This is a genomic window from Pseudomonas sp. WS 5059 (assembly GCF_012985525.1).
Lineage (GTDB): Bacteria > Pseudomonadota > Gammaproteobacteria > Pseudomonadales > Pseudomonadaceae > Aquipseudomonas.
Genome location: NZ_JAAQWO010000001.1, coordinates 80,116 through 106,199, shown reverse-complemented (window position 1 = coordinate 106,199; position 26,084 = coordinate 80,116). Strand labels below are relative to the sequence as shown.

14 protein-coding genes are annotated in these 26,084 nt (G+C 63.7%); 6 read left to right on the top strand and 8 right to left on the bottom strand.

The window, feature by feature from the left end; genetic code table 11:
• The first annotated feature begins 99 nt into the window (after window positions 1–99).
• Genes HBO12_RS00435 through HBO12_RS00425 form a run of 3 tightly spaced genes read left to right on the top strand, consistent with a single transcriptional unit; the run spans window position 100 to window position 5,581 of the window.
• Window positions 100–1,341: an exonuclease SbcCD subunit D C-terminal domain-containing protein gene (locus tag HBO12_RS00435; RefSeq protein ID WP_169955765.1), complete on the top strand. Its 1,242-nt coding sequence runs from the start codon at window positions 100–102 to the stop codon at window positions 1,339–1,341.
• Window positions 1,338–4,976, top strand: coding sequence for an AAA family ATPase (locus HBO12_RS00430; RefSeq protein ID WP_170041059.1), 3,639 nt, complete (start codon window positions 1,338–1,340; stop codon window positions 4,974–4,976). Before HBO12_RS00435 ends, HBO12_RS00430 begins: the two co-directional genes overlap by 4 nt.
• Window positions 4,973–5,581 carry a glutathione S-transferase gene (locus tag HBO12_RS00425; protein WP_170041057.1) on the top strand — a complete coding sequence of 203 codons (609 nt, stop codon included), beginning with the start codon at window positions 4,973–4,975 and terminating at the stop codon, window positions 5,579–5,581. Before HBO12_RS00430 ends, HBO12_RS00425 begins: the two co-directional genes overlap by 4 nt.
• Before the next feature lie 21 nt (window positions 5,582–5,602).
• Here HBO12_RS00425 and HBO12_RS00420 read toward each other — a convergent pair whose 3' ends face one another.
• From HBO12_RS00420 to HBO12_RS00410, 3 genes are all read right to left on the bottom strand, one after another.
• Window positions 5,603–5,782: a hypothetical protein gene (locus HBO12_RS00420; RefSeq protein ID WP_169955768.1), complete on the bottom strand. Its 180-nt coding sequence runs from the start codon at window positions 5,780–5,782 to the stop codon at window positions 5,603–5,605.
• 155 nt (window positions 5,783–5,937) lie between these two features.
• Window positions 5,938–7,113 carry a lactonase family protein gene (locus tag HBO12_RS00415; RefSeq protein WP_170041056.1) on the bottom strand — a complete coding sequence of 392 codons (1,176 nt, stop codon included), beginning with the start codon at window positions 7,111–7,113 and terminating at the stop codon, window positions 5,938–5,940.
• Window positions 7,100–7,390, bottom strand: coding sequence for a DUF5629 family protein (locus HBO12_RS00410; protein ID WP_169955770.1), 291 nt, complete (start codon window positions 7,388–7,390; stop codon window positions 7,100–7,102). Before HBO12_RS00410 ends, HBO12_RS00415 begins: the two co-directional genes overlap by 14 nt.
• Before the next feature lie 141 nt (window positions 7,391–7,531).
• Between HBO12_RS00410 and HBO12_RS00405 the strand changes: the two genes are divergently transcribed.
• Both HBO12_RS00405 and HBO12_RS00400 read left to right on the top strand, forming a co-directional pair.
• Entirely contained in the window at window positions 7,532–12,385 is a 4,854-nt protein-coding gene (locus tag HBO12_RS00405; protein WP_170041055.1) for a DUF6543 domain-containing protein, read from the top strand.
• 45 nt (window positions 12,386–12,430) lie between these two features.
• Window positions 12,431–17,092 carry a hypothetical protein gene (locus HBO12_RS00400; RefSeq protein WP_170041054.1) on the top strand — a complete coding sequence of 1,554 codons (4,662 nt, stop codon included), beginning with the start codon at window positions 12,431–12,433 and terminating at the stop codon, window positions 17,090–17,092.
• Window positions 17,093–17,157: 65 nt separating this feature from the next.
• Here the strand turns inward: HBO12_RS00400 and HBO12_RS00395 are convergent, their stop codons facing one another.
• Together HBO12_RS00395 and HBO12_RS00390 are read right to left on the bottom strand one after the other, a co-directional pair.
• Window positions 17,158–19,533, bottom strand: a complete 2,376-nt coding sequence (locus HBO12_RS00395; RefSeq protein WP_170041053.1) for an efflux RND transporter permease subunit — start codon at window positions 19,531–19,533, stop codon at window positions 17,158–17,160.
• 15 nt (window positions 19,534–19,548) lie between these two features.
• A complete protein-coding gene (locus HBO12_RS00390) occupies window positions 19,549–20,589 on the bottom strand; it encodes a WD40/YVTN/BNR-like repeat-containing protein (RefSeq protein WP_170041594.1) in 1,041 nt (346 codons plus the stop codon).
• 328 nt (window positions 20,590–20,917) lie between these two features.
• Here HBO12_RS00390 and HBO12_RS00385 point away from each other — a divergent pair, with 328 nt between their 5' ends.
• Window positions 20,918–22,033, top strand: coding sequence for a Gfo/Idh/MocA family protein (locus HBO12_RS00385; RefSeq protein WP_170041051.1), 1,116 nt, complete (start codon window positions 20,918–20,920; stop codon window positions 22,031–22,033).
• Between the two features lie 122 nt (window positions 22,034–22,155).
• On the opposite strand, the gene HBO12_RS00380 is transcribed toward HBO12_RS00385, so the two are convergent.
• From HBO12_RS00380 to HBO12_RS00370, 3 genes are read right to left on the bottom strand one after another with little or no spacing between them, the layout of a single operon-like run.
• Window positions 22,156–23,859, bottom strand: a complete 1,704-nt coding sequence (locus HBO12_RS00380) for an AMP-binding protein (RefSeq protein ID WP_170041049.1) — start codon at window positions 23,857–23,859, stop codon at window positions 22,156–22,158.
• Between the two features lie 27 nt (window positions 23,860–23,886).
• Window positions 23,887–25,185: an acetyl-CoA C-acetyltransferase gene (locus HBO12_RS00375; RefSeq protein ID WP_170041048.1), complete on the bottom strand. Its 1,299-nt coding sequence runs from the start codon at window positions 25,183–25,185 to the stop codon at window positions 23,887–23,889.
• Complete coding sequence (locus HBO12_RS00370) at window positions 25,182–26,084, bottom strand: MaoC/PaaZ C-terminal domain-containing protein (RefSeq protein ID WP_170041046.1); 903 nt, start codon at window positions 26,082–26,084, stop codon at window positions 25,182–25,184. Before HBO12_RS00370 ends, HBO12_RS00375 begins: the two co-directional genes overlap by 4 nt.

The following is a 26,084-nucleotide window of genomic DNA, read 5'->3' as shown; positions in this document are numbered from 1 at the left end:
ACAAAGGATGCAGCTTCGCGCTCGGTTCTTGATCTTGGGCGCCTCGTTACCATTACAGGTAAACTCCGCTCCTTTACCTATTCCCCCACGGAGTTCGCCTTGCGTCTGTTTCACACCTCCGACTGGCACCTGGGCCAAAACCTCCACGGCCAGGAACGCGACTTCGAGCACGCTTGTTTCCTCGACTGGCTGCTGGGCCAGATCAAGCTGCACGGCCCCGATGTGCTGCTGATCGCTGGCGATATCTTCGATACGGTCAACCCGCCCCTCAAGGCCCAGGAGCGTCTGTATGACTTCATCATCAACGCCCATGAACAGAACCCCGACCTGACCGTTGTGATGATCGCCGGCAACCACGACTCCGGCTCGCGCATTGAGCTGCCGGCGCCATTGATGCGGCGTTTGCGTACCCATGCCCTGGGCCGGGTGCTGTGGCTGGATGACGGGCAACTGGATGTGGAGCGCTTGCTGATTGCCCTGCCGGACAAAACCGGCGCCGTGGCCGGCTGGTGCCTGGCGCTGCCGTTCCTGCGCCCGGCCGAAGTCACCGGTGCGCTGTTGGGCGACGATTACCTCAAGGGCATCGGCCAGGTGCATGAGCGCCTGATCGCCGCAGCCAACGCCAAGCGCCAGCCGGGCCAGGCGCTGGTTGCCATCAGCCACGCACATATGGCCGGTGGCTCGGTGTCGGAAGACTCCGAGCGCAGCCTGATCATCGGCAATGCCGAAGCGCTGCCGGCCAGTCTGTTCGATGCCAGTGTCAGCTATGTCGCCCTCGGCCACTTGCACAAGCCCCAGCGGGTCAATGGCGAGGAACGCATCCGTTATTGCGGCTCGCCGATCCCGCTGTCGTTTTCCGAAATCGGCTATCAACACCAGATCCTCGACGTGCAACTGGACGGTGCAACCCTGGTCAGCGTCGAACCGCGCCTGATCCCCCGCGCCGTGCATCTGCAACGCCTGGACGCCGCGCCCCTGGCCGAGATCCTCAAGCAACTGGCGCAGTTGCCCGACGTCGATCTGCTGGCCGACACCCAGCGCCAGCCCTGGCTGGAGGTGCGCGTGCGCCTCGACGAACCCCAGCCCGACCTGCGCCAGCAAGTGGAAAACGCCCTGCTGGGCAAGGCCGTGCGCCTGGTGCGCATCGCCGCCGAGTACGCCGGCAGCGGCGCGCGTCAGGACCAAGGCGATGAGCCGTTGATCGAACTCGACCAGCTCACGCCCCAGGAATTGTTCAGCCGCGCCTGGCAGGAAAGCTATGGCAGTGACGTGGACGAACAGACCCTCAAGGATTTCGCCGTGCTGCTCCAGGACGTACAACACGAGGAGCAACAGCCATGAAGATCCTCGCCATCCGCCTGAAAAACCTCGCGTCGCTGGCCGGGCCGTTCGAAATCGACTTTACCGCCGAGCCCCTGGCCAGCGCCGGGTTGTTTGCGATCACCGGGCCCACCGGCGCCGGCAAAAGTACCTTGCTCGATGCCTTGTGCCTGGCGCTGTTTGGCGCCGTGCCACGCCTGGGCGACACCGGCCAGGCAAAAATGCCCGATGCCGATACCGATATCTCCATCGGCGACCCGCGCACCCTGATCCGCCGCGGTACCGGCGGCGGGTATGCCGAAGTGGACTTTGTCGGCGTCAGCGGCCGGCGCTACCGCGCGCGCTGGGAGGCCAATCGCGCCCGCGACAAGGCCAGCGGCAAGCTGCAGAACAGCCGGCAAAGCCTGGTCGACCTGGACAGCGAGCAACTGCTGGCCAGCCAGAAGACCGAATACAAGACGCAACTGGAGCTGGCCCTGGGCTTGAACTTTGAACAGTTCACCCGTGCGGTGCTGCTGGCGCAAAGTGAGTTCAGCGCCTTTCTCAAGGCCAACGATAACGAGCGCAGCGAGCTGCTGGAAAAGCTCACCGACACCGCGCTCTACACCCAGTTGGGCCAGCGCGCGTTCATCAAGGCGCGGGAGGCCAAGGAAGCCCACAAGCTGCTGCAAGACCAGGCCACTGGCGTCACGCCGTTGCCGGCCGAGGCCCGCGCCGAGCTGGATCAACAATTGAGCGCGGCCCAGCAGCAACTCAAGACCCAGCAGGCCCAGCTCAAGCAACTGGAACTGCAACACACCTGGCTCAAGGAGCTGCGCGAGTGGCAGGAGCGCCAACACAGTGCGGCCGAGCAATTGCAACAGGCCGAGCAGGCATGGCACACCCAGGGCCCGCAACGCCTGGACTTGAGCCGCCTGGAGCAACTGGCGCCGCAGCGTCATCATTTTGCGCGGCATAACGAACTGAACGGCCAATTGGAGCCCCTGGCCGCGCAGATCCGCCAGCACCTTGAGCAACAAACCGCCCTGCACGCACGCCAGGAGCAACTGCAACAGCAGCAAGCCAGCGCACACAGCGCCTTGGCCGCCGCCTTGCAACAGCAGACCGAAGCCGTGCCGTTGCTGCGCCTGGCGTTCGAGGAACAAAGCAGCCTCGCCCGCCTGACCCGCGAGCTGGCCCAAAGCAGTGAACAGCAACAACTGGGGCAAGCCGCCTGCACCGAAGGCCAGGCCGCGCTCGATACGTTGCATACCCAGCAGCAACAGGTTGCCAGCCGCCTGCAACAACTGGCGGCGCAACTGGAACGCAGCGCCACCCTCGCGCCCTTGAGTGACGCCTGGAACGCCTACCGCGACCGTCTGCAACAACTGATGCTGATCGGCAATCGCCTGAACAAGGGCCAGGCCGAACTGCCGCAACTGGAAGAACGCGCCAACCGCGCCAGCGAGCAATGGACCCAGCAACGCACGGCCCTGGAGTTGCTGTATCAGGAAGCCGGGGCCGAGCCCCATGCGGTGGCCGAGCAGATCCAGTTGCTCGATAGCCTGCTCAAGGACAATCGCAAGCAGCAACGGGCCTTCGAGGACCTGACGCGGCTGTGGGACAGCCAGCAGCAATTGGACCAACAGCAACAGGAGCTGGCCCAAAGACAGGCCAGCGCCCAGCAACAGCGCGAGCAACTGAACCAGACCGGCCTGCAAGCCAAGGCCGAGCTGACAGTGGCCGAGCAGACCCTGAGCGTGACCAAGCAGTTACTGGAACGCCAGCGGCTGGCACGCAGCGCCAGTGTCGAGGAGCTGCGTGGGCAATTGCAGGATGAGCAACCCTGCCCGGTGTGCGGCAGCGTCGAGCATCCGTATCACCAGCCCGAAGCCCTGTTGCACAGCCTCACGCGCCATGATGAAAGCGAAGAAGCCAATGCGCAGAAAGCGGTCGACACCCTCAAGGAAACGCTCACCGAACTGCGCGCTGCAGTCGGCGGCTTGATCGCCCAGCAAAAAGAATTCCTGCAACAGCAAGAGCAGTTGGCGACCCAGCTCCAGGGCCTGGCGCCGAGCCTCGAGGCCCACCCGCTGAGCGCCGCGCTGTTCAACCAGGACAGCGGCAAACGCAGCGCCTGGCTGGCGCAGCAGTTGGGCCAGCTCAGCCAGAGCATCACCCAGGACGAACAGCGCCAGGGCGCCCTGCTCAACCTGCAACAAAATGCCGGGCGCCTGCAGCAACAGCTGCAAGCCGCCCAGGATGCCAGCCAGCAAGCCCGCCAGCAGTTGATCGACCAGCAACGGGAACTGGCCAGCGACCGCGAGCGCCTGGACGAAGAGCTCAATGCTTTCGCCAGCCTGCTCCCGGCCGAGACCCTCGAAGGCCTGCGCACGCAGCCGGCGGCGACGTTCATGCTGCTGGACCAGCAGATCAGCCAGCGCCTGGAGCAGCTTGGCTACCAGAAGGATGAACTGGCCGAGCAGCAACAGCGCCAGCAAGCCATCGAAAAAGAACAGGACCGCCAGCAGCATCGCCAGCAACAATTGGCCGTGCAGCACCAGCAGTTGGCCGAGTTGACCCAGCAACAGCAGGCCACCCAGGAAAAACTCAGCGCCCTGCTGGGCACACATGCCAGCGCCGAGCACTGGCAGCAGCAGCTCGAACAGGCCGTGGAACAGGCCCGTCACAGCGAGACCCAGGCCAATCAACAGTTGCAGGACACCCGCAGCGAACTGATCCAACTGGCCGCCGACCTCAAGGCCCGCCAGGAGCGCCAGCAAGCCCTGGACAGCGAACTCCAGGCGTTGCACAGCCGTATCAGCGAGTGGCGCGCCCAGCATCCGCAGCTCGACGACGCAGGCCTGGCACATCTGCTGGCCTTCGACGAGGCTGGGATCAGCGAACTGCGCCAGCAGGTACAGCACAGCGAAAAAGCCATCGAACAGGCCAAGGTCCTGCTGCAAGAACGCGAGCAACGCCTCAAGGACCACCAGGCCCTGCACAACGGCAACCTTGACGCCGAACAGCTGGACAGCGCCCTGGCCGAGCTGAACCAGCAACTGCTTGGCGGCGAAAAACACTGCGCCGAACTGCGCGCGCAACAAGCCGAAGACCAGCGGCGCCAGGACGCCAACCAGAGCCTGGCGCTCACCACCGCCAAGGCGTATGAGGAGTGGCAGCGCTGGGCGCGGCTCGATGCACTGATCGGCTCGGCCACCGGCGACAAGTTCCGCAAGTTCGCCCAGGCCTACAACCTCGACCTGCTGGTACACCACGCCAACGTGCAACTGCGCCAACTGGTGCGCCGCTACCGCCTCAAGCGCGGCGGCAGCATGCTGGGCCTGCTGGTACTGGACACGGAAATGGGCGATGAACTGCGCTCGGTGCATTCGCTGTCCGGCGGCGAGACGTTCCTCGTCTCCCTGGCACTGGCCCTGGGGCTGGCGTCGATGGCCTCCAGCACGCTGAAGATCGAGTCGTTGTTTATCGATGAAGGCTTCGGCAGCCTGGACCCCGAATCCCTGCAATTGGCCATGGACGCCCTCGACGGCTTGCAGGCCCAGGGGCGCAAGGTGGCGGTGATTTCCCACGTACAGGAAATGCACGAACGAATTCCGGTGCAGATCCAGGTCAAGCGCCAGGGCAATGGGTTGAGCACCCTGGAGGTGAAATGAGCGAAGGGGTGTTGTATTCGTTTCGCCGCTGCCCCTACGCCATGCGCGCGCGGATGGCCTTGCGCTATTGCGCGGTGGCGGTGCAGGTGGTCGAAGTCAGCCTCAAGGCCAAGCCGGCGCAGATGTTAGCGCTTTCGCCCAAGGGCACGGTGCCGGTGTTGAGTGTGGGCGGCCAGGTGCTCGACGAGAGCCTGGCGATCATGGGCTGGGCATTGGCGCAGCATGATCCCGAAGATTGGCTGCTCAAGGAGGATCCGGCGGCGCAGGGGCTGATGGCAGCGTTGATTGCAGAGAATGACCAGGCCTTCAAGGAGCATTTGAATCGCTACAAATACGCCGAGCGCTACCCGGAGCAGCCGATGGAACACTATCGGGGCGAGGGCGAGGTGTTTTTGCGCAAGCTTGAAGGATTGCTGACGCAGCGCGACTACCTGCTGGCCGATCACCTGAGCCTGGCGGATGTGGCACTGGCGCCGTTTGTGCGCCAGTTTGCCCATGTGGACCGGGAGTGGTTTGCAACGACGCCTTATGTGCACTTGCAGCAGTGGCTGGAGCGGTTTTTGGCGTCGCCGCTGTTTGTCCAATCCATGGCCAAAAACCCGTAGCCACGGTGCAGCCTTGGCGTGTCAGCCTTGGGTCTTGTGATCCAGGGCGGCATAGAAGTTGGCGCTCTGTTGCAGGTATTTCTGGGTGTAGGCGCTGGTGCTGGATTTTTTGCTGCTGATCTCCACGCTGGCGCTGGCTGGCAAGGCCACGGTGGCGGAAACAGCGGAGGCGGCGATGATCGAGAATAGATTGAAGTTCATGGCGGTAACCCTTGTGTTCAGTTGGCTGGATGGCTTGTGAAGGCCTTGGAGCAAACTTACGCCTGGGTTCCGGCTGGCTGAAATGCTTTGAAACAGTAGCCGTTATCACTGGGATTGATACAAGGAGTCAGGCCCCGCACGGCGGGGCCTGTGGCTTATTGACGCACCAGGAACTTGAGGTCGCTGGGGGCATCAATCGGCAGTTTTTGTACGGTTTTGCCCAGTTGACCGGTCTGGGTGTCACGCGCGATCACCACAATCTGGTTGCTCTTCTGGTTGGCAATCAGCAAGAACTTGCCGCTCGGGTCGAGGCTGAACTCACGGGGATGGTCGCCTTCCACCGTGCGGCGCTGGATCTCTGTGAGCTGCGCGGTGGCAGGATCAATGGCAAACACCACGATCTGGTTGGCGGTGCCACGGTTGCTGACGTAGAGGAACCTGCCATCGCTGGAAGCGTGCAGCGCAGCGCCAGCCTTGTCCGACAGCGGCTGCCCAGCGGCAAAGTCCACCAATTGGCGCTGGGTCAGCATGCCGTCCTGGTAGTCGTACACCGCAACCTGCGCGCTCATCTCGGTGGTCAGCCAGGCATGCTTGCCATCGGCGCTGAACAACAGGTGGCGCGGGCCACTGCCCGGCGGTAACTGCACGAAAGCCGGATCAGCCGGGGTCAGCGGCTGTTCGTGGTTGGCCTTGGGGTCGTAGCGGTAGGCAAAGACCTTGTCCGCCCCCAGGTCCTGCACAAACACGTACTTGCCATCGGGTGACGACACCACTGAATGCACGTGGTTGGACGCCTGGCGCTCAGGGTTGACCCGGCTGGCCGGGTGCGCGCTCAGTTGCACCGGCGGCGACAGCTTGCCTGCGGCATCCACCGGCAGGACGGCCAGGCTGCCGCCCGGATCTTCCAACACCGAATAGTTGGCGACAAACAGGTAGCGCCCATCGGCGGCCAGGCTGGAATGGGTGGGTTCGTTGCCCAGGCTCTGCACCTGGTTGACCAGGGTCAGTTGCTGGTTGGCCGGGTCAATGCGGTAGCTGCTCACGCGCCCCACCGGGTCTTGTTGGCCGGGGCCGTTTTCATTGACCACGAACAGGTGTTGCTGGTCCTGGGACAGGGTCAGCCAGGACGGGTTCTGCGCCTTGGCCGCCAGCACCGGCGCGCCGCTGAACTGGCCGGTACGGCTGTCGAACTGCAGGCGGTAGATACCTTCGCTGGTACCTGCCGTGTAGCTGCCCACCAGCAGTGCAAAGGTCTCGAGCGGCGCGGCCTGGGCCGACATCGCGCCGACACTGCCGGCCATCAGCAGGGGCCAGAATTTACGCATCAGCATGTTCGTCGTCCTCGTCTTCGTTGCTGCCAGTGATGGCGCTCAGGCACACCAGGCGGTGCTCGCCCGAGTCACCGCTGAGGGTCCAGCTTTGCAAGGTTTCATCGAACGTCGCGGCCTGCACCTGGGCGATGCTGAACGTCCAGCGTTTCTCGGCCCGACCGTCCATGCTCTTGATCAGTAACTGCCGATCATCGAAGGTGAAATCAAAGGCATGCAGCCCATCGATTACGAGCATGTCGCTGGTTGCAAGTTCAGTGGCCAGGGTAGCAGCAGTCATCAGGATCATTCATCAGTGGAAAAACGTTGATGATAGGCCAAACCGTGGTCGCCGTCGTGTCGCGATAACCGGCTACCACACTGCGGCCCCAGCGGCTTGCCATTCTGCGGGAGAACCCCATCGCGCAGAACGGAACCTCTTATGCCCGACACTTTACCCGCCCCACCCCCTGGCCCATTGCTGTTCACTCACCGCAGCAACACCCCGGCCCTGGCCGTCGCCCGCCAATTCGCCGATCGCCCGACCTTGCGTCAGGTGGTCGAACACCACCTGCAGGAACGCCTGCTGGAACAGTTCCCGGCGCTGGCCCTGGACCTGTCCACCGTCAAGCTGGCGACCCCCAACCAAAAACGCGGCTGGGACCTCAGGCGCTTGAGCGATGTGGTCCTCGACCACCTGGGCAATGGCACGCCCCTGAACCTGACCCAGGTCATCGACGAACGCCGCTGCTTTCTCTCCCAGCAGCCACCCTCACGCCTGACCTATGAAGCCAATGGCCCGCGCGAACCGGACATGACGGTCATTGAACGGTTGATCGTGGACCTGCCCTTTACCCTGCCGATCGCTTTCCAGCAGGCCCTGACGAACTACTGGAACCTCAGCGCAGACACCCGCGCCAGCCGCTGGCAATGGCTCGGCGACCTGTTGGCCGATAACCTGAAAAGCACCGCAAGCCTGCTGCCGGCAGGTCCAACCCGGGACATGCTGTTTGACCTGACCCGCCAACCTGACCGGCGCGAGCGCCTGGCCGGGCCTGCGGGCATCGTGTACGCCTACTGCCTGGAGGCTTGCGTCGTCAGCCCCGGCAGCGATGCCCGCCTGTTGAGCACCGACCTGCTGTTGGTACAAGGCCCTCGGATCCTGCTGTGCCAGGCCTCGGGCAATGTGGAGCCGTATGCTTCATTGGAGGCTTTCACCCAGGCCTGGGGCCAACGCCTGGCCAGCCGCTTGCAGGTCGACAAAGTCGTGGTCAAGCGCTACGAACCCGATGGCAATCTCTTCGATACCCAGGCCGCCCTGCTGCTCAACCAGCAATTGGACGACCTCCAAGCCATCCAACTGCCGGCCGCCGAGGGCGTACGCGCCCTGGAGCAGCAGTTCACCGAGGCCACCGACCCGGCACTCGCCTTGCGCGCCGCCCCCGCGCCAGACCCGACGCACCAACCCGCTCTCCAGGCAGCGTTGCCGTCCTGGCTGCAGGCGGCCAGCGCCGAACAGCGCTTTGCCTATCGCCAAGAGCTGCTGGAACAGGCGCGCCTGCAACGCAAAACCGAAGGTGCGTCCTTTCTGGACGGCGTCGAGAACCTGCAGGCCTTTACCACCCGCACCCTGCGCGAGCAGATGCGCCGTGACCACCCCGAGTCCAGCGTGGAACCGGACAACCTGGAACTGACCTTCCATGTCCCGGTCGGTGACATCCACAGCGGCTACCTGGCCCCGGTGCGCATGAGCCTGACAGCACTGGCCATCAACAACCTGGCTGCGGCGCCACAGGGCCGGCTAACCCTTCGGGACACATCGGGGGCGGCCGTCCCGGACTGGCTGACCGAGGACTACATACTCGGGGAAAAAGGCCTGTTCCATAGCACCCCCGGGCTGATCCGCCAGGTGGACGTTGGCCAACACTATCCGCAGAAAATCCGCGAGCTGCTGCTGGGGGACAGCCCCGGGATACGCCGGCGCGAGGTGCTGTTCGGCGACGAACTGGCCGTGCAACTGCCACGCCAGGCCCTGGAACTGGCAATACGCGGGCAACAGGGGTTCACCTTCCTCGGTTATCGCTACGTCAAAGCCGTGCTGCACCGCAGCGCGCCGCAGCGGGAGGTGGATGCCCAGGACATCGTGATCCGCCCGCTGGCCTTCGCCCGCAAACCCGGGGCGCTGCCGGATATCGTCAGCAATATATTTATCATCGAGCCCCGGGATATCGACGCCGGGCCGGCGATTCTCTACCGCCCGCTGTACCAGGACGCGTTGCAGCAATTCAGCCAGCGCGCGGCCCTGTTCGATGCCATCGCCGCGCCCGGGGCCTTGCAAGACAGCGTGCTGGCCTGGATGTCGGACCAGGCCCGGCCGATCTACAGCCACGGCGGTTTCCATAGCCCGCATATCCTGCGTTTCGGCCAGGGCGACGACACCGTGCAGTGGCCCGCGCCGCCCCCGGCACAGTTGGCGCAGGACACCAACGGTGGGCAAATTCCCGGGTCCCTGGCCCAGTCCCTGGCCACCGGCAACCTGACCCAGTACCTGTACGGCAGCAATGCCCGGGCACTGGTGGACCTGGCCGACCGGGACGCGGTATCCAATACCGAAAGTCGCTGGGCAGTGCTGCTCGAAGGTGGCTGGCTGCTGTTCAACGCCTTGCTGTTGCCGCTGCTGCGCGGGCCGGCGATGGTTGCAGGCTGGATGGTGCAACTGGCGGTCAGCCTGCGGCACGATATCGCGGCCCTGCAAGGCGAGGATGACGCCGCGAGGGAGCTGGCCTGGGTCGATGTGCTGCTCAATATCGGCCTGATTCTGTTGCATGTAGCCTCCCGCCCCCCTGAATGGCTGGCGCACGACAGCGAGCCGCCCTTGCCGCTGACCCTCGCAGCGCTACGCCGCCCGGCGGGCGCGACCCAGCCGGCCATCCCGATCGAGCTGGGCCCGGTGGGCCTGCCCGCCGAACCACCGGCCGGCGACCAGACCCTGGTGGATTTTGTCCACTCCAACGCGCGCGACAGCAGCCGCCGCCGCCTGCTCGATGCCTTGCGCGAGCTGCATGTACCCTGGCCGGTGCCGGCCCCGTTGCCCCTGGAGATCGGTGATTTCAAAGGGTTGTACCGCATCGGTCAACAGTGGCACGCCTCGGTGGCCGGCCTGCTGTTTCGGGTGAATATCGTGCCGGACCTGGGCGAAGTGTCCCTGATCCATCCGCAAAAACCGCAACATCCTGGGTTCGCGCTCACGCGCAATGCCCAAGGCCACTGGGTCCTGGATCTGGGCCTGAAACTGCGCGGTGGTGGGCCGAAGAACCGGTTCAAGGCCAAGCTGGCGCAAATCGCTCAGCAACGCACCCAGGCCTCGGATGAGATCAATCGCATCAGTGACGAGGTCAGCGCCCTGATCAAACGCCTGCAACCCATCGACCGGGTGCTGGAGGCTGCCCGACTGAAGTTCGAGACCGCCCACAATGCCCTGGGCGAGGCCCGCAACCGCTTGCGCAGTGCCCCTGACGACCCGGCGCGGGTGGCCGAACACCGCAACAGCGTGGCCCAACGCTCCTGGGCCAGGACCGGGTTCCAGGCCTTTCAGGAGCGCTTTGACCAGGCCGCCGCCCAGTTGCTGCAACAACGACGCCTGCTGATCGAGGCCTACGGGCAGATGAAGGCCGTTGACAGCCACTTCGACTATGAGGGCCAGTGCGTGGAGCAATACCAGTCGATGCTGGCCACCGATGAGATACGCGTCAGCCAACTGGCCTCCCTGTATCTGGCAAGCTTTGTCTCCGAGCACGGCGAATCGCTGATCGAACTGCAAGGCACGGCGCACGATACGGCGGCGGTGCACTATGTCAAAGACCTGCTGGAGACTAATTTTGCGGTTTCCGAGCGTCATGCCCAGGCAATGCTTGCCATCGAGAACACCCTGGAGGAGATGGCCGCGCGCTTGAAGACCGGCCCTGCGCAACGCCTCAAATACCTCAATGGTCATCCCAAGCGCCGCTTCTACAACCGCCTCAACGCCACCCTCGAATCCCTGGATGTGCTGACCGATTTGAGCATTGACCAGACGGTTGCGGCCACCACGCCCCAGGAACAGTACTTCCTGGAGCGCCATGACCACTTGCAATCCTCGTTGTCGTCCCTGGAAGACTCGCACCTGGACCTGCTGACCACCGAGGGGTTCACCTCCACCGAGCGCAAGGAGGTGTTGACCAACCTGATCCAGCACTACAACCGGCGCCTGCAGATTTATCAGAGCCTGCTGGAGCTCGACTCGCCCCTGGCCCACCCACGGTATATGCCGCTATTGATCGAGCGGTTGTACACCGTGCGTGACAGCGCCGTGGCTGATCTGGCTGCGTTGTTGCGTGAAGATGAGTTCCTCCCGCCCCAACCGGGCGCCTTCAAGCCGGTACGGGCACCGTCAAGGACCAAGCGCGTGTTCAAGTCACGGGACAAGGGGGCCCTGGTGGGCGATCTGGAACCGGCCCAACGCGACCTACCCTTCCCCACCATCGTGACCCGCAATCCCATCACCCAGCAGATCAGTGGGCGTTTCATGGAGCAGCCCCAGGAAGGCTGGGTGGAGATCATCGAGGCCAGGCCCACCCCACCCGCCAAGCCCGCCCAGGTGCCGGCGCTGGCGACCTTGCGCAGCCAGGCGCAACGGCTGCTGGAGGAAGTGCCGGCTATCGAGCGCTCCATCGAGTTCCAGAAAAAGAAACTCAGCGACCCTTCGCGCCGCGATGAACTCAACCCCCAGGACTGGCGCGACATGCTCGTGCACCAGGCCGAACGCCTGGAAACGGTGGCGGCCGGGCTGGCCCAGCACCACGGGGACAAGCCCGACATGCTCCAGACCGTAGAGCGCCTGCGCCTGCGGGCCGTCGAACTGCGCGCACAAGGCACACAACACTGCATCGAGGGCTACAAGGCGCAACGCCCGCGCCAGGAAAATATCGAATTCCTGCGCGCCCACGCCGCGATCGACATCGGCCTGGTCCACGGCCCGCAACGCACCGCGGCCAAGGACTACGTGTCGGAGTTCGCCGTGCGCGAGAAGAACCGCCTTACGGTGCTGTGGTATGCCCACTTTCACTACCCCCAGGCCGACAGCGTGCCAGGCGCCTACACCGCCGCGCACCTCAAGCGCCCCGAACAGCGCTTTTTGACCCTGCGGGACCTGATCGCCCAGGCCGGTGCAGACAGCCAGGCCATCGTGCGAGACCTGTACCACCCGATCACCGCGCCGCTTGACCAACGCCTGTTCCTCAGCCTGGTGCCCGCCTAGAACCCGGCCATGAAGGGCAACGACTGCCAATAAAAAAGGATGTTTATGCAAACCCTCACCCCCTCCTCTATCGCCCATGCCGTGAGCGCTCAATTTGCTGATCGCCCGACACTGGAAACGGTAATCCGCCAACAACTCGCGTCGGCCATCGGCGCCAAATACCCCACGTTGACGATAGACCTGAGCCGCACTCGCCTGGCCCGGCCGCAACGCCGCAGTTGGCTGTTACAGCCATTTATGGCAGTGGTTCAGGATGCGCTGGCCAGTGGCATCGCGCTGGACTTCAGCGACGTGGACAACGTGCCCTGGTACCTCTCGGACGAGCCGCCAAAACGCCTGAAACTGCCCGGTTTGAGCCGGGAAAACCTCGATATGCAGGTCATCGCCAGCCTGATTGGCGAACTGCCCCAGACCCTGCCCATCGCCCTGCAAAATGCCTTGGCCGACTATTGGGACGCCGGTCATTGGCGCTGGCTTGCGCACGTACTGATGGACACCTTGCGCGTTTGCGCCCTGCGTCACACAAGCCTGGATGCACAGGCGCAGGAGGCGGTCGACCAACTGGTCACCCTCCCCGACCGTGAAGCGCGGATCGCCCGCCATGGCCAAGGTGTGGTGTTCGCCTATGGCCTGGAAGTCACCCTCAAAAGCGCGGGACAGAGCAGCCACCTGCTGAGCCCGGAACTGGTGTTGATCCGTACCGTGCAAGGCAACACGCCGGCGCTGCTGTGCAGCCCCGGCGGTGGCATTGAAGCGTTTGCCTCCATGGATGCGTTGGTCCAGGCCTACGGCCAGCGCCTGGGTAGTCAATATCAGGTCGACGATATCCTCATCCAGCGCTACGAGCCCGACGGCGATATCTTCGAGCACCAGGCAGCGATGATCCTCAATCGCCAACTGGCAGACCTGGGCAACCTGCGCCTGCCCACGGCCCAGCCCTTCAGCGCCTGGCAGGCGCTGTATGCTGAACTCACCGATCCCGGGCGGTTTTTGCGCGACTCACCGGCCGCCCCACTCCAGGCCCTGGACACCCTGCGCCAACACCTGCCGAGCTGGCTGCTACAGGCCAGCGTCGACGACCGCGCGACTTACCGGCGGTATGCCCTGGCACTGGCCAGCGCCAAACAGCGCGGCGGCGGGCGCCACTTTCTCAGTGATCTGGACGATATCCGCACCTTCACCGTCAAGGCCCTGCTGCAAGCCCTGCAACACGACGCGGTGACCTTCGACTCCCTGTTGCCTACGCCACCGTCTGTCGCCGCCCTGCACCCCGACGACCTGCAACTGACCTTCACTGTCACCTCGGGCTATCCTGGCACCGTCGGAATTATCCGCCACGAGCGCATGAGCCTTACGGACATGGCCATCGACAACCTGGCCAGCCGCCCCAGCGGCACCGTGACCTTGAGCAATCGCCATGGCCTGGCGCTGCCGTCCTGGCTGACCGCCGACTATTTGATGGGCGCCGGTGGCCTCATTGAAAAGGTCGATATCGGTCAGCACTACCCGCGCCTGCTGGAGCAGCACCTGTTGGGCGACAGCCCCGAGGCGCAGCAGCGTGAAACGTTGTTTGCCGATCAGCAGGCCGCGCAATTGCCGTTGCTGGCGCTGGAGTTGTGCCTCAAACAACAGGCCGGCGTGAGCCGCCAGGGCGCACGCCTGGTGGCCGCGCTGATGCAGGGCAATGTTGCCGAGCAGCAGGTCGACAACCGCCAGGTGGTGATCCGCCATTTGGCGTTGGTACGGGCCCCTGGCGCCCCTGCCGACAGCGTCTGCAACATGTACCTGATCGAAGCGTTGAACGCCGATGTCGGCCCTCATCTGCTGTATCGCCCGTTGTATGCCCAAGCGCTTCAGGAATTCGCCAGCCGCCAGACGCTGTTCGAGGCCATCGCCCAGCCCGGCGAGCTACAGGACAGTGTGCTGACCTGGCTAAGTGACAGCGCCCGGCCGATTTATGCCCACGGCGGGTTCCGTGAGCCGCACTACCTGCGCTTCGGCCAGGGCGATGAATTTGCGCCCTTGAGCAAGCCGGTGCCGGCGACCCTGTCCCGCGATGGCATCAACGAGGAATTGCAACAATGCCTGGCCACCGGGCGCCTGATGAGCTACCTGTTCAGCGACCATGCCCGCTCACTGGTGCAACAGGCCGACCGCGAGTCGGTGTCCAACAGCGAGAGCCGCTGGCAGGTACTGCTGGAGGGTAGCAGCCTGTTGTTCGGCAATCTGTTGCTGCCATTGTTGCGCGGGCCGGCGATGCTCACTGGCTGGCTGCTGGGCCTGATGGCCAGCCTGGGCCAGGACATTGCGGCACTGGCCGCCGAGGATCAGCAGCAGCGCGAGCTGGCAGCGGTTGATCTGCTGCTCAATCTCGGCCTGCTGCTGTTCGAGGCGGCTCCAGAGGTGACGGCGTCTTACCCGCCCCTGGCTGCCGGGCTCAAGGCGCGTGCACTGCCTTCGGCGCTCGCCCCGCGTATTGCCGAACAATGGCCGGTGCCCCTGGCTCCGACGATTCGCGAGGGAGCCGTGACCCTGCCGGGCATGTTGCCGGACACCAGCCGCAATGTGTTGGACTTCAGTTTCGCGCAGACCCGTCAACGCCTGACGCCTGCCCAGCGCGTGCGGCTGAGCAGTTTCAAGGCCATCCGGCCGACGCCCCTGCCGCGCCCCGTGCTGAATGGGCCACGCAAGGGGCTGTACCTGGTTGAAAACATTTGGCACGCCGAGGCGAATGGCGAATGGTTGCAAGTGACCCTGGGGCCGGAGGGCGACATCAGGGTCGTCGCCCCTGGCGATACCACCCGCAGCGGCCCTTGCCTGCGCAGCGATGCCAACGGCGTGTGGTCGGTAGATACCCGCCTGCGCCTGCGAGGTGGCATGCCCCCCAGGCGGATCGCCGCCGAACGTCAGCGACGGGCTGAGCGGATCAGCCAACTGACGCGTTCTTACGAACAGTTCATCCAGGGGCAGGTGGCCCGGCAAAAACGGATCGAGATTATCCTGGGAGTGATGACCAGCACCGCCGAAGACCCACGCTTTGGCGAAGCGCAACAGGCTGACAGTCGCCAACGCTTCGATACGGCCCTGCAGGAACAGACATTGGAATACCAGCAGCAGTTGGACAGCCTCAAAGAACGCAGCGAGCTGGGGATTGCCTTGCCACCCGAGTCGGTGGCGAGCTTGCTGGAAAATATCGTCAACAACACGCGCAAGCATGTGGTGGTGGCCAAGAAAGATCGCGACGCGCTGTACCGCAACAACAGACACTTCACGTTCCGAGGAGAACGCCTGGCCGAGGCTGTGTTCGGTAACTTTGCAGCTTACCGGCGGTTCATCCGGGAAATGATTGTCATCAATGAGCGTTCGATCCACTGGCTGGAGCAGCGTGATCGTTACCTGGACCAACTGTTCAACCTGGGCAACGCCGGCAGCGAACACTACCGCCGCCTGACCTGGGAGCGTCCCCAGGAAATCAGCGCCCTGGCCGTCAAGGACTTGCTGATACGCAACTACGCACTGATGACCCACAACCACCCGGATCATCCACTGGTCAATGTACTGATCGACATCCTTGAACCCCTGCAGGAACACTTGCGTACCCACAGTGAGCTGAACGATCTGGAACTGACGGCCGAGGACCGCGTCAGCGTGCTGGAAAGCCTGGTGGAGCACTATGGCCGGGGCCTGGATTCGTTGCAGGGGGTCGGCATCGTCAAAGCCGATGAGCTGGACAGCGAGCATTTTGCCAAATTGCTCAAGCTGGTGGAGGGGCTGTACCAGGACGCGGCCCAGCAACTGGCCAGCGAAATCAAACCCGTCGCCCAGCCACCCAGGCGCCCGAGCCGGCGCAACCCGGCGGTGGCCGGCAAGCCGCTGAAAAAAGTCATCCGCACCCCGAAAAAAGGCACGTTTATCGGTGAGGTCAAACCCGTGGGCAGCGTGGAAACCGTCGAAGTTCGCTCCCAGGTCAATGACGAGCTGCTGGGCCTGTATTCACAGCGGGGCGAGCAATGGATCGCATACAAAGAAGCATCGCCCCCGCGCTCTCCGGCGGCACCGCGCGCGCTGAACCTGGTCAAGGGTGAGGCCCGCAAACTGCTGGCCATGCTTGAAGAGCACCTCAAGCGTGGCGAGCAATACAAGAAGATTTCCCGGCACCCGGAAGAGGTCCAGGAGGTGCTGCAGTATGAGTCGACGCGCTATGACAAGCTGGCCACCGAGCTGCACCAGGCGATCCAGGCCCAGCCCGTCGAAGCCCGCACACCGGCTGACCAGACCCTGGAAAACGACATGCGCCAGGCCGCGGCCCGCCTGAGTGAGCGTGGCCAGGCGCTACGCATCCAACTGTGCCTGGAACTGCCGCCAACCCACGGCAACCTGGAATACCTGATCGAGCAGAAACACGCCAATATGGCGTTGCTGGGCGAGCGTATCCAGTTAAGCGGCGAGCGCCGGGACTTCGTCCAGGAGTATGCCGTCAACGACCCGCTCGGTTACCCGTTGTGGTACGCCCACTTCCACTACCCGGCAGCCGATACGCCCAAGGAACACTACACCGCCGCCCACCTCAAGACACGCGAGCAACGCCGGGTCGGCTACTACTCGCAACTGGCCAGGGCACAAAGCCCCCAGGCGGTCGTGGATGTACACCGTGGTTTGATTGGCAAGGCGTTGGCCGAGCGGTGGTTCCTGCCATTGGCCACCTGACAGGGCACACACGCTCGCGGGTGACAACAGGCCCCTGGGGACAAGGGCCTTGCCTGCGGTAAGGCTCAGTGGGCAAACAGCGAATTGCCCTTCTGCCCCGCCAGTTTCTCCGGCTTGATCAGGAACCGCGCCAGGGCCGGCAGCAGCCACAGTGCACCGAACATGTTCCACAGCAGCATGAAGGTCAGCATCAGGCCCATGTCGGCCTGGAACTTGATGGCCGAGAAGATCCAGGTGCACACGCCGATCGCCAGGCACAGGCCGGTGAACAGTACGGCTTTACCGGTGGATTTGAGGGTCTGGTAATAGGCTTCCTGCAACGGCAAACCGGCGCGCAGGAAGCTTTCCAGGCGGCTGTAGATATAGATGCCGTAGTCCACGCCAATCCCCACGCCCAGTGCCACCACCGGCAAGGTCGCGACCTTGACGCCGATGCCCATGAACGCCATCAGCGCGTTGCCCAGCACCGAGGTCAGCACCAGCGGCAATACGATGCACAGGGTCGCGGCCCAGGAACGGAAGGTGATCATGCACATGGTCGCCACGCACAGGTAGACCAGGATCAGGATGGTCAGCTCGGCTTCCTTGATCACCTCGTTGGTAGCCGCTTCGATCCCGGCGTTGCCCGCGGCGAGGATGAACTCCAGGCCTTCCTTGTTGTTTTCCTTGGCGAAGTCCTGCACCGCATGCACCGCGCGGTCGAGGGTCTCGGCCTTGTGGTCGTTGAGGAACACCAGCACCGGCGCCAGGGAGCAATTGTTGTTGTACAGGCCATCGGCACGGGCGATGGAGTTGTTCAACACATCCGGGTTACGGGACAGGGTTTCCCATTTCAGGTTGCCCTCGTTCATGCCCTTGATCATCTGCTTGGACACGGTCACCAGGGAGATCGCCGACTGCACGCCCTCGGTGTTCTGCATTTTCCACATCAACTGGTCGATGGGCGCCATGGCTTCGTAGCGCGAGCAGCCTTCGGCGCGGGTCTTGACCATCACCACCAGCACATCGGAGCTGGTGGAGTAGTTGTTGATGATGAAGTTGTTGTCTTTGTTGTAGCGCGAGTCCGGGCGCAGCTCCGGGGCACCCTGGTCGAGGTCGCCGATCTTCAGGTTCTGGCTGTACCACAGGCCGCCACCGAAGGCGACCACGGCCAGCGCAATGGAGATGGGCGCGACTTTCGGGCTGGCAAAGTTCGACAGCAGGCGCCAGAACGGATGATCGCGGTTGGCGTCCTTTTTGCTCTTGGCAATCGCACGTTTGCTGATACCCACATAGGAGATCGCGACCGGCAGCAGGATCAGGTTGGTGAACACGATCACCGCCACGCCGATGGAGGCGCCGATGGCCAGTTCGCGGATCACGCCGATATCGATGATCAGCAGGGTGATAAAGCCCACCGCGTCCGCAAGAATCGCGATCATCCCTGGCAGGAACAGTTGCCGGAACGTACGGCGGGCCGCCGTCAGGGCGTTGTCGGCCTCACTGGATTGCAGGGCGATGCCGTTGATTTTCTGCACACCGTGGGAGATGCCGATGGCAAAGATCAGGAACGGCACCAGCATCGAGTACGGATCCAGGCCGAACCCGAAAAAGTGCATCAGGCCCAGTTGCCAGACCACCGCTACCAGCGTGGTACTCAACACCGCGATGGTGCTGCGCACGCAGTTGGTGAACCACAGCAGCAGCACCAGGGTGATCACGAACGCAACGCCGAAGAACAGCACCACCATGATCAGGCCGTCGATCAGGTCGCCCACTTTCTTGGCGAACCCGACGATATGGATCTGGACGTTGGGGTTCTGCTCCTGGAACTTGGTGCGGATCTTGTCTTCCAGTTCGTGGGAGAACTTCTGGTAGTCCAGGGCCAGCAATTTGCCCTGGTCCTGCGGGTCCGGGTAGGACTCCAGCAGCGGGATATCGACGATGCTCGACTTGAAGTCGTTGGCCACCAGGCGCCCCACCTGCCCGGACTTGAGCACGTTGTTGCGCAACTGGTCGAGGCTTTCCGGCGAGCCGTTGTAGCTCTGCGGGATCACTTCGCCGCCGGCGAAGCCCTCCTCGGTCACTTCGGTCCAGCGCACGCTGGGGCTCCACAGGGACTTGAGGCCGGAGCGGTCGACGCCGGAAATGTAGAACACTTCGTCGTTGATCTGGCGCAGGGTCTCCATGTACTCCTTGGAGAAGATGTCACCGTCCTTGGCCTCCACCGAGATACGCACGGTGTTGCCCAGGTTCGCCAGGTCGTTGCGGTGCTCCATCATCTTTTCGATGAAGGGGTGTTGCAGGGGGATCATTTTTTCGAAGCTGGTGGACGGGCGAATCAACGTCGCCTGCCAGAACAGGAAGATGCTCACCAGCAGGCAGATCACGATCACTGCCGGGCGGTTATTGAAGATCAGGCGCTCAAGAAAGGTCGCTTTATCGTTGTGATGACTGCTCATTCTATCCCCGCCTTCTTATTGTTTTTTGCGTTCGGCGCCGGTTGGCTCGGCGACGCGCACGCCACCCTGCCCCACCAGAATCAAGTCGCCATTGCCCGCCGCCGTCACCGCCGAGAGTGAAATGCGGTCCGGGCGGTTGAATACGCTGAACGTCAGGCCATCGTCGTGGCTGACCACCACGCTGCCGCCGTTGCCAACCACCACCAGGGTGCCGTCGTCGAGCAGGGTCGCACCCGACAGGCCAAACTCCAGGGCGCCACGGGCGGCCTTGAGCTCTACCGGCATCCAGGTGTCGCCAAAATCGGTGGAGCGGAACAGGTTGCCACGCAAGCCATAGGCCAACAGGGTCTTGGGCTGGGCGGTGCCGATCACGCCAAACAGCGAGCCCTCATAGGGGCCTTCGAGTTTTTCCCAGGTCTGGCCCGCGTCGCTGGAGCGGAACATGCTGCCCTGCTCGCCAACGATAAACAGGCCGGCGTCCTTGACCTGGGCGATGGCGTTGAGGTGGTACTGGTCTTCGTTGTCCAGGCGGTCGCTGACATCCTCCCAGGTCTTGCCCGCGTCGGTGGTCTCGATCAGCGCACCGTAGGCGCCCACCGCAAAGCCGTGGTTGGGGTCGTTGAACAGCACGTCCAGCAGAGGCGCTTCACGGCTGAGGTCCTTGAACTGCTCGGTCCAGGTAGCCCCGGCATCGCTGCTGGCGAGGATCTTGGCGTCATGCCCCACCGCCCAACCATGCTGCTCGTCGATGAAAAACACCGCCGTGAGCAACTGCCGGGTCGGCACCTTGGCCTGCACCCAGGTCGCGCCCTGATCATCGGAATAGAGGATATGCCCGCGATCACCGACCGCCACCAGGCGCTTGCCGGCGTGCACGACGTCGATCATCAGGCCTTTTTCGGCCTTCGGCGATTCAATGGCAAATGCCGCAGGTTCTGCGGCGTCGGTTGCAGCCTGGGCAGCCGTCGACAACGCGACAACCCCCAGCAGCGAGAGCGCTGTAGCCAGCACCGCGACCTTGCGCGACGCGAGCGGGCGGCAAAAACCCACACCCATGACAGGCTCACTCATAGACCTTTCTCCCATTTATTATTGTTAGGTCGTAACACCTTGCAGGGTGTTCGCAGTGCGCAAACCTGCAATCTAGAGCCCCTTGAGGAAGCAGGGGCCATCCTATCGGGCTTTGGAATCGTCTGACAATCGGCGCTACGTTATCTTTTGTTAACTAGAGGCCTTTTGCCTTCGCGCTGAATATAGCCGCATTCGCTGGAATGATGACTTGCCCGCAGCCAGCTGGCGGTATTTTTATTCCACATATTGATTGTAGGGAATTTTTATTCTATTAATTGCCCTCCTGAAAACAATAATCAAAAGGACCACCGCCATGCGCGCACTTGGAATCGGCCTGATCGGTACAGGCTTCATGGGCCGTGCCCACGCACTGGCGTTCAATAACGCCCGTGCGGTGTTTGACTTGCCCTTCAACCTGACACTGGCGGCCCTGGCCGATGCCGACACCGAGCGTGCGCAGCGCTGTGCCAGTGCCTGGGGGTTTGCCCAGGCACACGGCGACTGGCAACAACTGATCGAGGATCCGCAAGTGGACCTGGTGGCCATCACCACCCCCAACCACCTGCACTACCCCATGGCCATGGCGGCACTGGCGGCGGGCAAGGCGGTGTATTGCGAAAAACCCCTGGCGACCAGCCTGCAGCAAGCCGACGCCATGCGCCGCGCCGCCCGCGACGCCGGGGTGGTGACGCGAGTCGGCTACAACTACCAGCACAACCCGATGATCGTCCTGGCGCGGCAGATGATCGAGGCGGGCGAGCTGGGGCAGATCATCAGTTTCCAGGGCGAGTTCAGCGAAGACTTCATGGCCGACCCGGCGTCGCCCTGGTCCTGGCGCTGTGAAGTAGAGCATGCCGGCGGCGCCCTGGCGGACCTGGGCAGTCATCTGCTGGCCATGGCGCGTTACCTGGTGGGCGATGTGAGCAAGGTGTGCGCCGACAGCCAGACCGTCCACGCCCAACGCCCGGCCAGCCCTGGCAGCACCCAATTGCGCTCAATTGCGGTGGACGACCAGGTACATGCCCTGCTGCGTTTTGCCAATGGCGCACACGGCACTGTCAGCAGCAGTTGGCTCAAGCACGGCTACAAGAATCACCTGAGTTTCGAGATCAGCGGTACACGCGGCACCCTGGCGTTCGATCAGGAGCGGTTGAATGAGCTGCGCCTGTTTCGCGCCGGTGACCAGGGTTTCCAGCGCCTGCTGGCAGGCCCCGCCCTGCCCGGCTATGCCGCGTTCAGCCCGGCGGCGGGCCATCAGTTGGGGTACAACGAACTGAAGACCCTGGAGGTGCAGGAGTTGATCATGGCACTGGCCGGGCAAGGTGCAGCGGGTACTGATTTTGACGCGGCATGGGAGGTGGAGCGGTTGGCGACAGCGCTTCGGCTGGCGGTGCGGGAAGAGCGGTGGGTCAACGTGAGCGAAATTTAAAGACCTGCACCGATCAATGTGGGAGTGGGCTTGGCCGCGATGGCGGGCTGTCAGTCAGCACATTTATTGACTGACACTCTGTCATCGCGGCCAAGCCCGCTCCCACATTAGACCGCATCAAGTCAGCGCAATGCGCGGCGCAGGACCTTGCCCACCGTGGTCTTGGGCAACTCTTCGACGCGGAACTCGACAAACTTGGGCACCTTGTAACCCGTCAGATATTCCCGGCAATGGGCCAACAGCTGCTCCTGAGTCAGGCTGGGGTCGCGGCGCACCACGACAATCTTTACCTTCTCCCCGGTCACCCCATCCTCCACGCCAATCGCCGCCACTTCCGCAACCCCCGGATGCAACGCCACCACGTCTTCGATTTCATTGGGGTACACGTTGAAACCCGACACCAGGATCATGTCCTTCTTGCGATCCACCAGGCGGATGAAGCCCTGTTCGTTCATCACCCCGATATCCCCGGTCGACAGCCAGCCCTCGGCGTCCAGTACCTCGGCGGTTTCCTTGGGGCGCTGCCAGTAGCCCTGCATTACCTGTGGGCCGCGTACCTGCAATTCGCCCTGCTCGCCGATGTCAGCCACTTCACCGTCCTCGCGGATGAAGCGCACCCAGGTCGACGGCAATGGCACGCCGATGCTGCCGGTAAATTCCATGTCGCGCATGCGTGAGATATCGATGGGGCTGATGCTCACCACCGGCGAGCACTCCGTCAGGCCGTAACCCTCGATGATCGGCAGCCCGGTGACTTCTTTCCAGCGCTTGGCCACCGCGGTGTGCGTGGCCATGCCGCCAGCGATGACCAGGCGCAGGTCGGAAAAGTCCCGGGCGCGGAACTCTGCGTTCTCCAGCAAGCCGTTGAACAACGTGTTGACCCCGGCAATGCCGTTGAAACGCTCCTTGCGCAGGATCATCTGCACCCGCTTCACGTCCCGAGGGTTGGCGATCAGGATATTGCGCCCGCCCAGGCACATGAACATCAGGCAATTGACGGTCAGGGAAAAGATGTGATAAAGCGGCAACAGGGTGACGTTGGTTTCCTGCTGGTCCTGGTCCAGTTGATCGCCCACCCAGGCCTTGGCCTGCAACAGGTTGGCGATGATATTGCGGTGGCTGAGCATCACGCCCTTGGCATCGCCGGTGGTGCCGCCGGTGTATTGCAGGAACGCCAGTTCTTCACGCGCCAGCGGCACCGGGGTGTGGGTCAGGCCCCGGCCCTGTTTGAGCGTCTGGTTGAAACGCAGCGCACCCGGCAGATTGAAAGCGGGCACCTGTTTTTGCACACGGCGCAGGATGAAGTTCATCGCCGCGCCCTTGAAGGTGCCGAGCAGGTCGCCAATGGCCGCGATGACCACGCGTTTGATCGTGCTGCCGGCCACGACTTTTTCCAGGGTGTGCGCGAAGTTCTCGAAGATCACCACGGTCTCGGCGCCGCTGTCCTTGAGCAGGTGCTTGAGTTCGTGGGAGGTGTACAACGGGTTGACGTTGACCACCACCGCACCGGCGAGGATGGTGCCCAGCAGGCAGATCGGGTACTGCAGGCAGTTGGGCATCATCAATGCCACGCGATCGCCCTTGCGCACGCCCTGGGCTTGCAGCCAGGCGGCAAAGGCGATGCCCTGGGCCTGCCAAGTGGCGTAGGTCATTTCGGTGCCGATGCTGACGTAGGCCACGCGGTCGCGGTATTTGTGCAAATGCTCGAGAAACACCTCGCGCAACGACGGGTAGTCCTCGATGCCGGCATCGATGTCGCTGGGCACGCCGGGCAGGTAGGCGTTCAGCCAGATACGTTCGGTTTGGTCCAGGCTTACAGCATTCATCGCAGTCTCCTTATTGTTGTTGTAGGGCTACTTTTCAACGATGGCGGTAATGCCCAGGCCGCCGGCGGCACAGATGGAAATCAAGCCGCGCCCGCCACCACGCTGGTGGATGGCCTTGGCCAGCGCCGCCAACTGACGGCCACCGGTGGCGGCAAAGGGATGACCGCAACCGAGCGAGCCGCCGTTGACGTTCATCTTGGCGCGGTCGATAGGCCCCAGCGGCGCGTCCAGCCCCAGGCGCTCACGGCAGTAATCGGCGTCTTCCCAGGCCTTGAGGGTGCACAGCGCCTGGGCGGCAAAGGCTTCGTGGATCTCGAACAAATCAAAGTCGGCAAAACCCAGGCCTTCGCGCGCAAGCATGCGTGGCACGGCGTAGGCCGGTGCCATCAGCAGGCCCTCACTGCCATCGACGAAGTTCACCGCCGCGGTCTCGCCGGTACGCAGGTAGGCCAGCACCGGCAGGCCGCGGGCGGCGGCCCATTCCTCGCTGGCCAGCAGCACCACCGAAGCGCCGTCGGTCAGCGGCGTGGAGTTGCCGGCCGTGAGGGTGCCGTTCTGCCGGTCATAGGCCGGGGACAGGCTGGCGAGCTTCTCCAGGCTGGCGTCGGCGCGCAGGTTGTTGTCGCGGGACAGGCCGCGATAGGGGCTGATCAGGTCGTCGAAGAAGCCGTTGTTATAGGCCGCGTCGAGGCGCTGGTGGCTGGTCAGGGTCAGTTCGTCCTGGGCCAGGCGCTTGATCTGCCAGCGCTTGGCCATTTCTTCGCAGTGTTCGCCCATGGACAAGCCGGTACGCGGCTCGCCATTGCGTGGCAGCAAAGGCTTGAAAAACATCGAGGGACGCACCGCCAACAGGCTGCGCAACTTGTTGCCGGCGCCCTTGGCGCGGTTGGCCGCCAGCAGTGTGCGGCGCAGGGACTCGTTGATGCCGATGGGCGCGTCGGAGGTGGTATCGGCGCCCCCGGCAATCCCCACTTCAATCTGCCCAAGCGCGATTTTATTGGCCACCAGCAACGCCGCCTCAAGGCCCGTGCCGCAGGCTTGTTGCAGGTCGTAGGCGGGGGTTTCGGGGGACAGGGTGGTGGACAGCAACGATTCTCGGGCCAGGTTGAAATCCCGCGAATGCTTGATCACCGCGCCAGCGGCAAACTCGCCCAGGCGCAGGCCGTGGAGGTTGTAGCGGTCCACCAGGCCTTGCAGCGCAGCCACCAGCAAATCCTGGTTGCTGTCGTGGGCGTACACCGTGTTGGAGCGGGCAAACGGAATGCGGTTGCCACCAACAATCGCCACACGGCGCGTCGGGGCGGGGTTGAAGCTGTAGTCACTCATGGACGACTCTCATCAAAACGTGGGTGCCAGATAAACAGGCCGCGCATATGGGGTTTGTCGCCGGCCGGGTTGCGCACCTCGAACGCGCGGTGCGGGCCGTCTGCCGGGGCATTCCACAGGGCGACCTGGCCGGGCAGGAAGATCGGCAACTTGAACTCGCAATGGGCCTCGGCCACATCCAGCCCGCCCGGGGGTTGCTGGGCGGCCAGGGCGCGGCCCAGGGTCCACATGCCATGGGCAATGGCCCGGCGAAAACCGAACAGGCGCGCGCCGATCAGCGAGGTATGGATCGGGTTGAAATCCCCCGACACCTTGGCAAAACGCCGCCCCAGGTCCGCCGGCAGCACCCAGCGCTGGGTCCGCCGCAGGTCCTCTTCGGGTAATTGCAGGCTGTGCCCCCAGGGTTCGCCCAGCGGGTTGGCGACATCCCGGCGCAGGTACAGGCTTTCGCTCTGCCACACCAACTCGCCGGCGCTGTAGGCATGGGTGGCGATGCTCAAGGCCTGGCCCCTGGCATGGGCCACCCAGCGCTCGGCAAACACTTCCAGGCGCAGGGCCTGGCCTTCCTGCAGGCGCCGATGCTGGCGGATGCGGTTGGCCAGATGCACCATGCCACTGGCGGGGTACGGAAAACTCGGGCGCGTCAGCAGCATCAAGTGCAAAGGGAACGCCAGCACATGGGGATAGGACAGCGGCACCCCTTGCTCACGCTGGAAACCACAGGCCCGGCCATAGGCGGCAATATCCCTGGCACTCAACTCCACCGCCGAGCGCACCAGGCGCTCCCTGGGCAAGGCCGGCGCCCCCTCAAGCTTGGGTTTGCGCAGCGCCAACAGGCCATCGAGCAACAGGCGATTGCGCGATGGAGGCGGATCGATAATCTGCGTCACGTAGTCCAT

Coding starts and splice junctions, on each gene's coding strand:
- HBO12_RS00430 (WP_170041059.1), top strand. CDS start 1,338: ATGAAGATCCTCGCCATCCGCCTGAAAAACCTCGCGTCGCTGGCCGGG.
- HBO12_RS00425 (WP_170041057.1), top strand. CDS start 4,973: ATGAGCGAAGGGGTGTTGTATTCGTTTCGCCGCTGCCCCTACGCCATG.
- HBO12_RS00420 (WP_169955768.1), bottom strand. CDS start 5,782: ATGAACTTCAATCTATTCTCGATCATCGCCGCCTCCGCTGTTTCCGCC.
- HBO12_RS00415 (WP_170041056.1), bottom strand. CDS start 7,113: ATGCTGATGCGTAAATTCTGGCCCCTGCTGATGGCCGGCAGTGTCGGC.
- HBO12_RS00410 (WP_169955770.1), bottom strand. CDS start 7,390: ATGACTGCTGCTACCCTGGCCACTGAACTTGCAACCAGCGACATGCTC.
- HBO12_RS00405 (WP_170041055.1), top strand. CDS start 7,532: ATGCCCGACACTTTACCCGCCCCACCCCCTGGCCCATTGCTGTTCACT.
- HBO12_RS00400 (WP_170041054.1), top strand. CDS start 12,431: ATGCAAACCCTCACCCCCTCCTCTATCGCCCATGCCGTGAGCGCTCAA.
- HBO12_RS00395 (WP_170041053.1), bottom strand. CDS start 19,533: ATGAGCAGTCATCACAACGATAAAGCGACCTTTCTTGAGCGCCTGATC.
- HBO12_RS00390 (WP_170041594.1), bottom strand. CDS start 20,589: ATGGGTGTGGGTTTTTGCCGCCCGCTCGCGTCGCGCAAGGTCGCGGTG.
- HBO12_RS00385 (WP_170041051.1), top strand. CDS start 20,918: ATGCGCGCACTTGGAATCGGCCTGATCGGTACAGGCTTCATGGGCCGT.
- HBO12_RS00380 (WP_170041049.1), bottom strand. CDS start 23,859: ATGAATGCTGTAAGCCTGGACCAAACCGAACGTATCTGGCTGAACGCC.
- HBO12_RS00375 (WP_170041048.1), bottom strand. CDS start 25,185: ATGAGTGACTACAGCTTCAACCCCGCCCCGACGCGCCGTGTGGCGATT.
- HBO12_RS00370 (WP_170041046.1), bottom strand. CDS start 26,084: ATGGACTACGTGACGCAGATTATCGATCCGCCTCCATCGCGCAATCGC.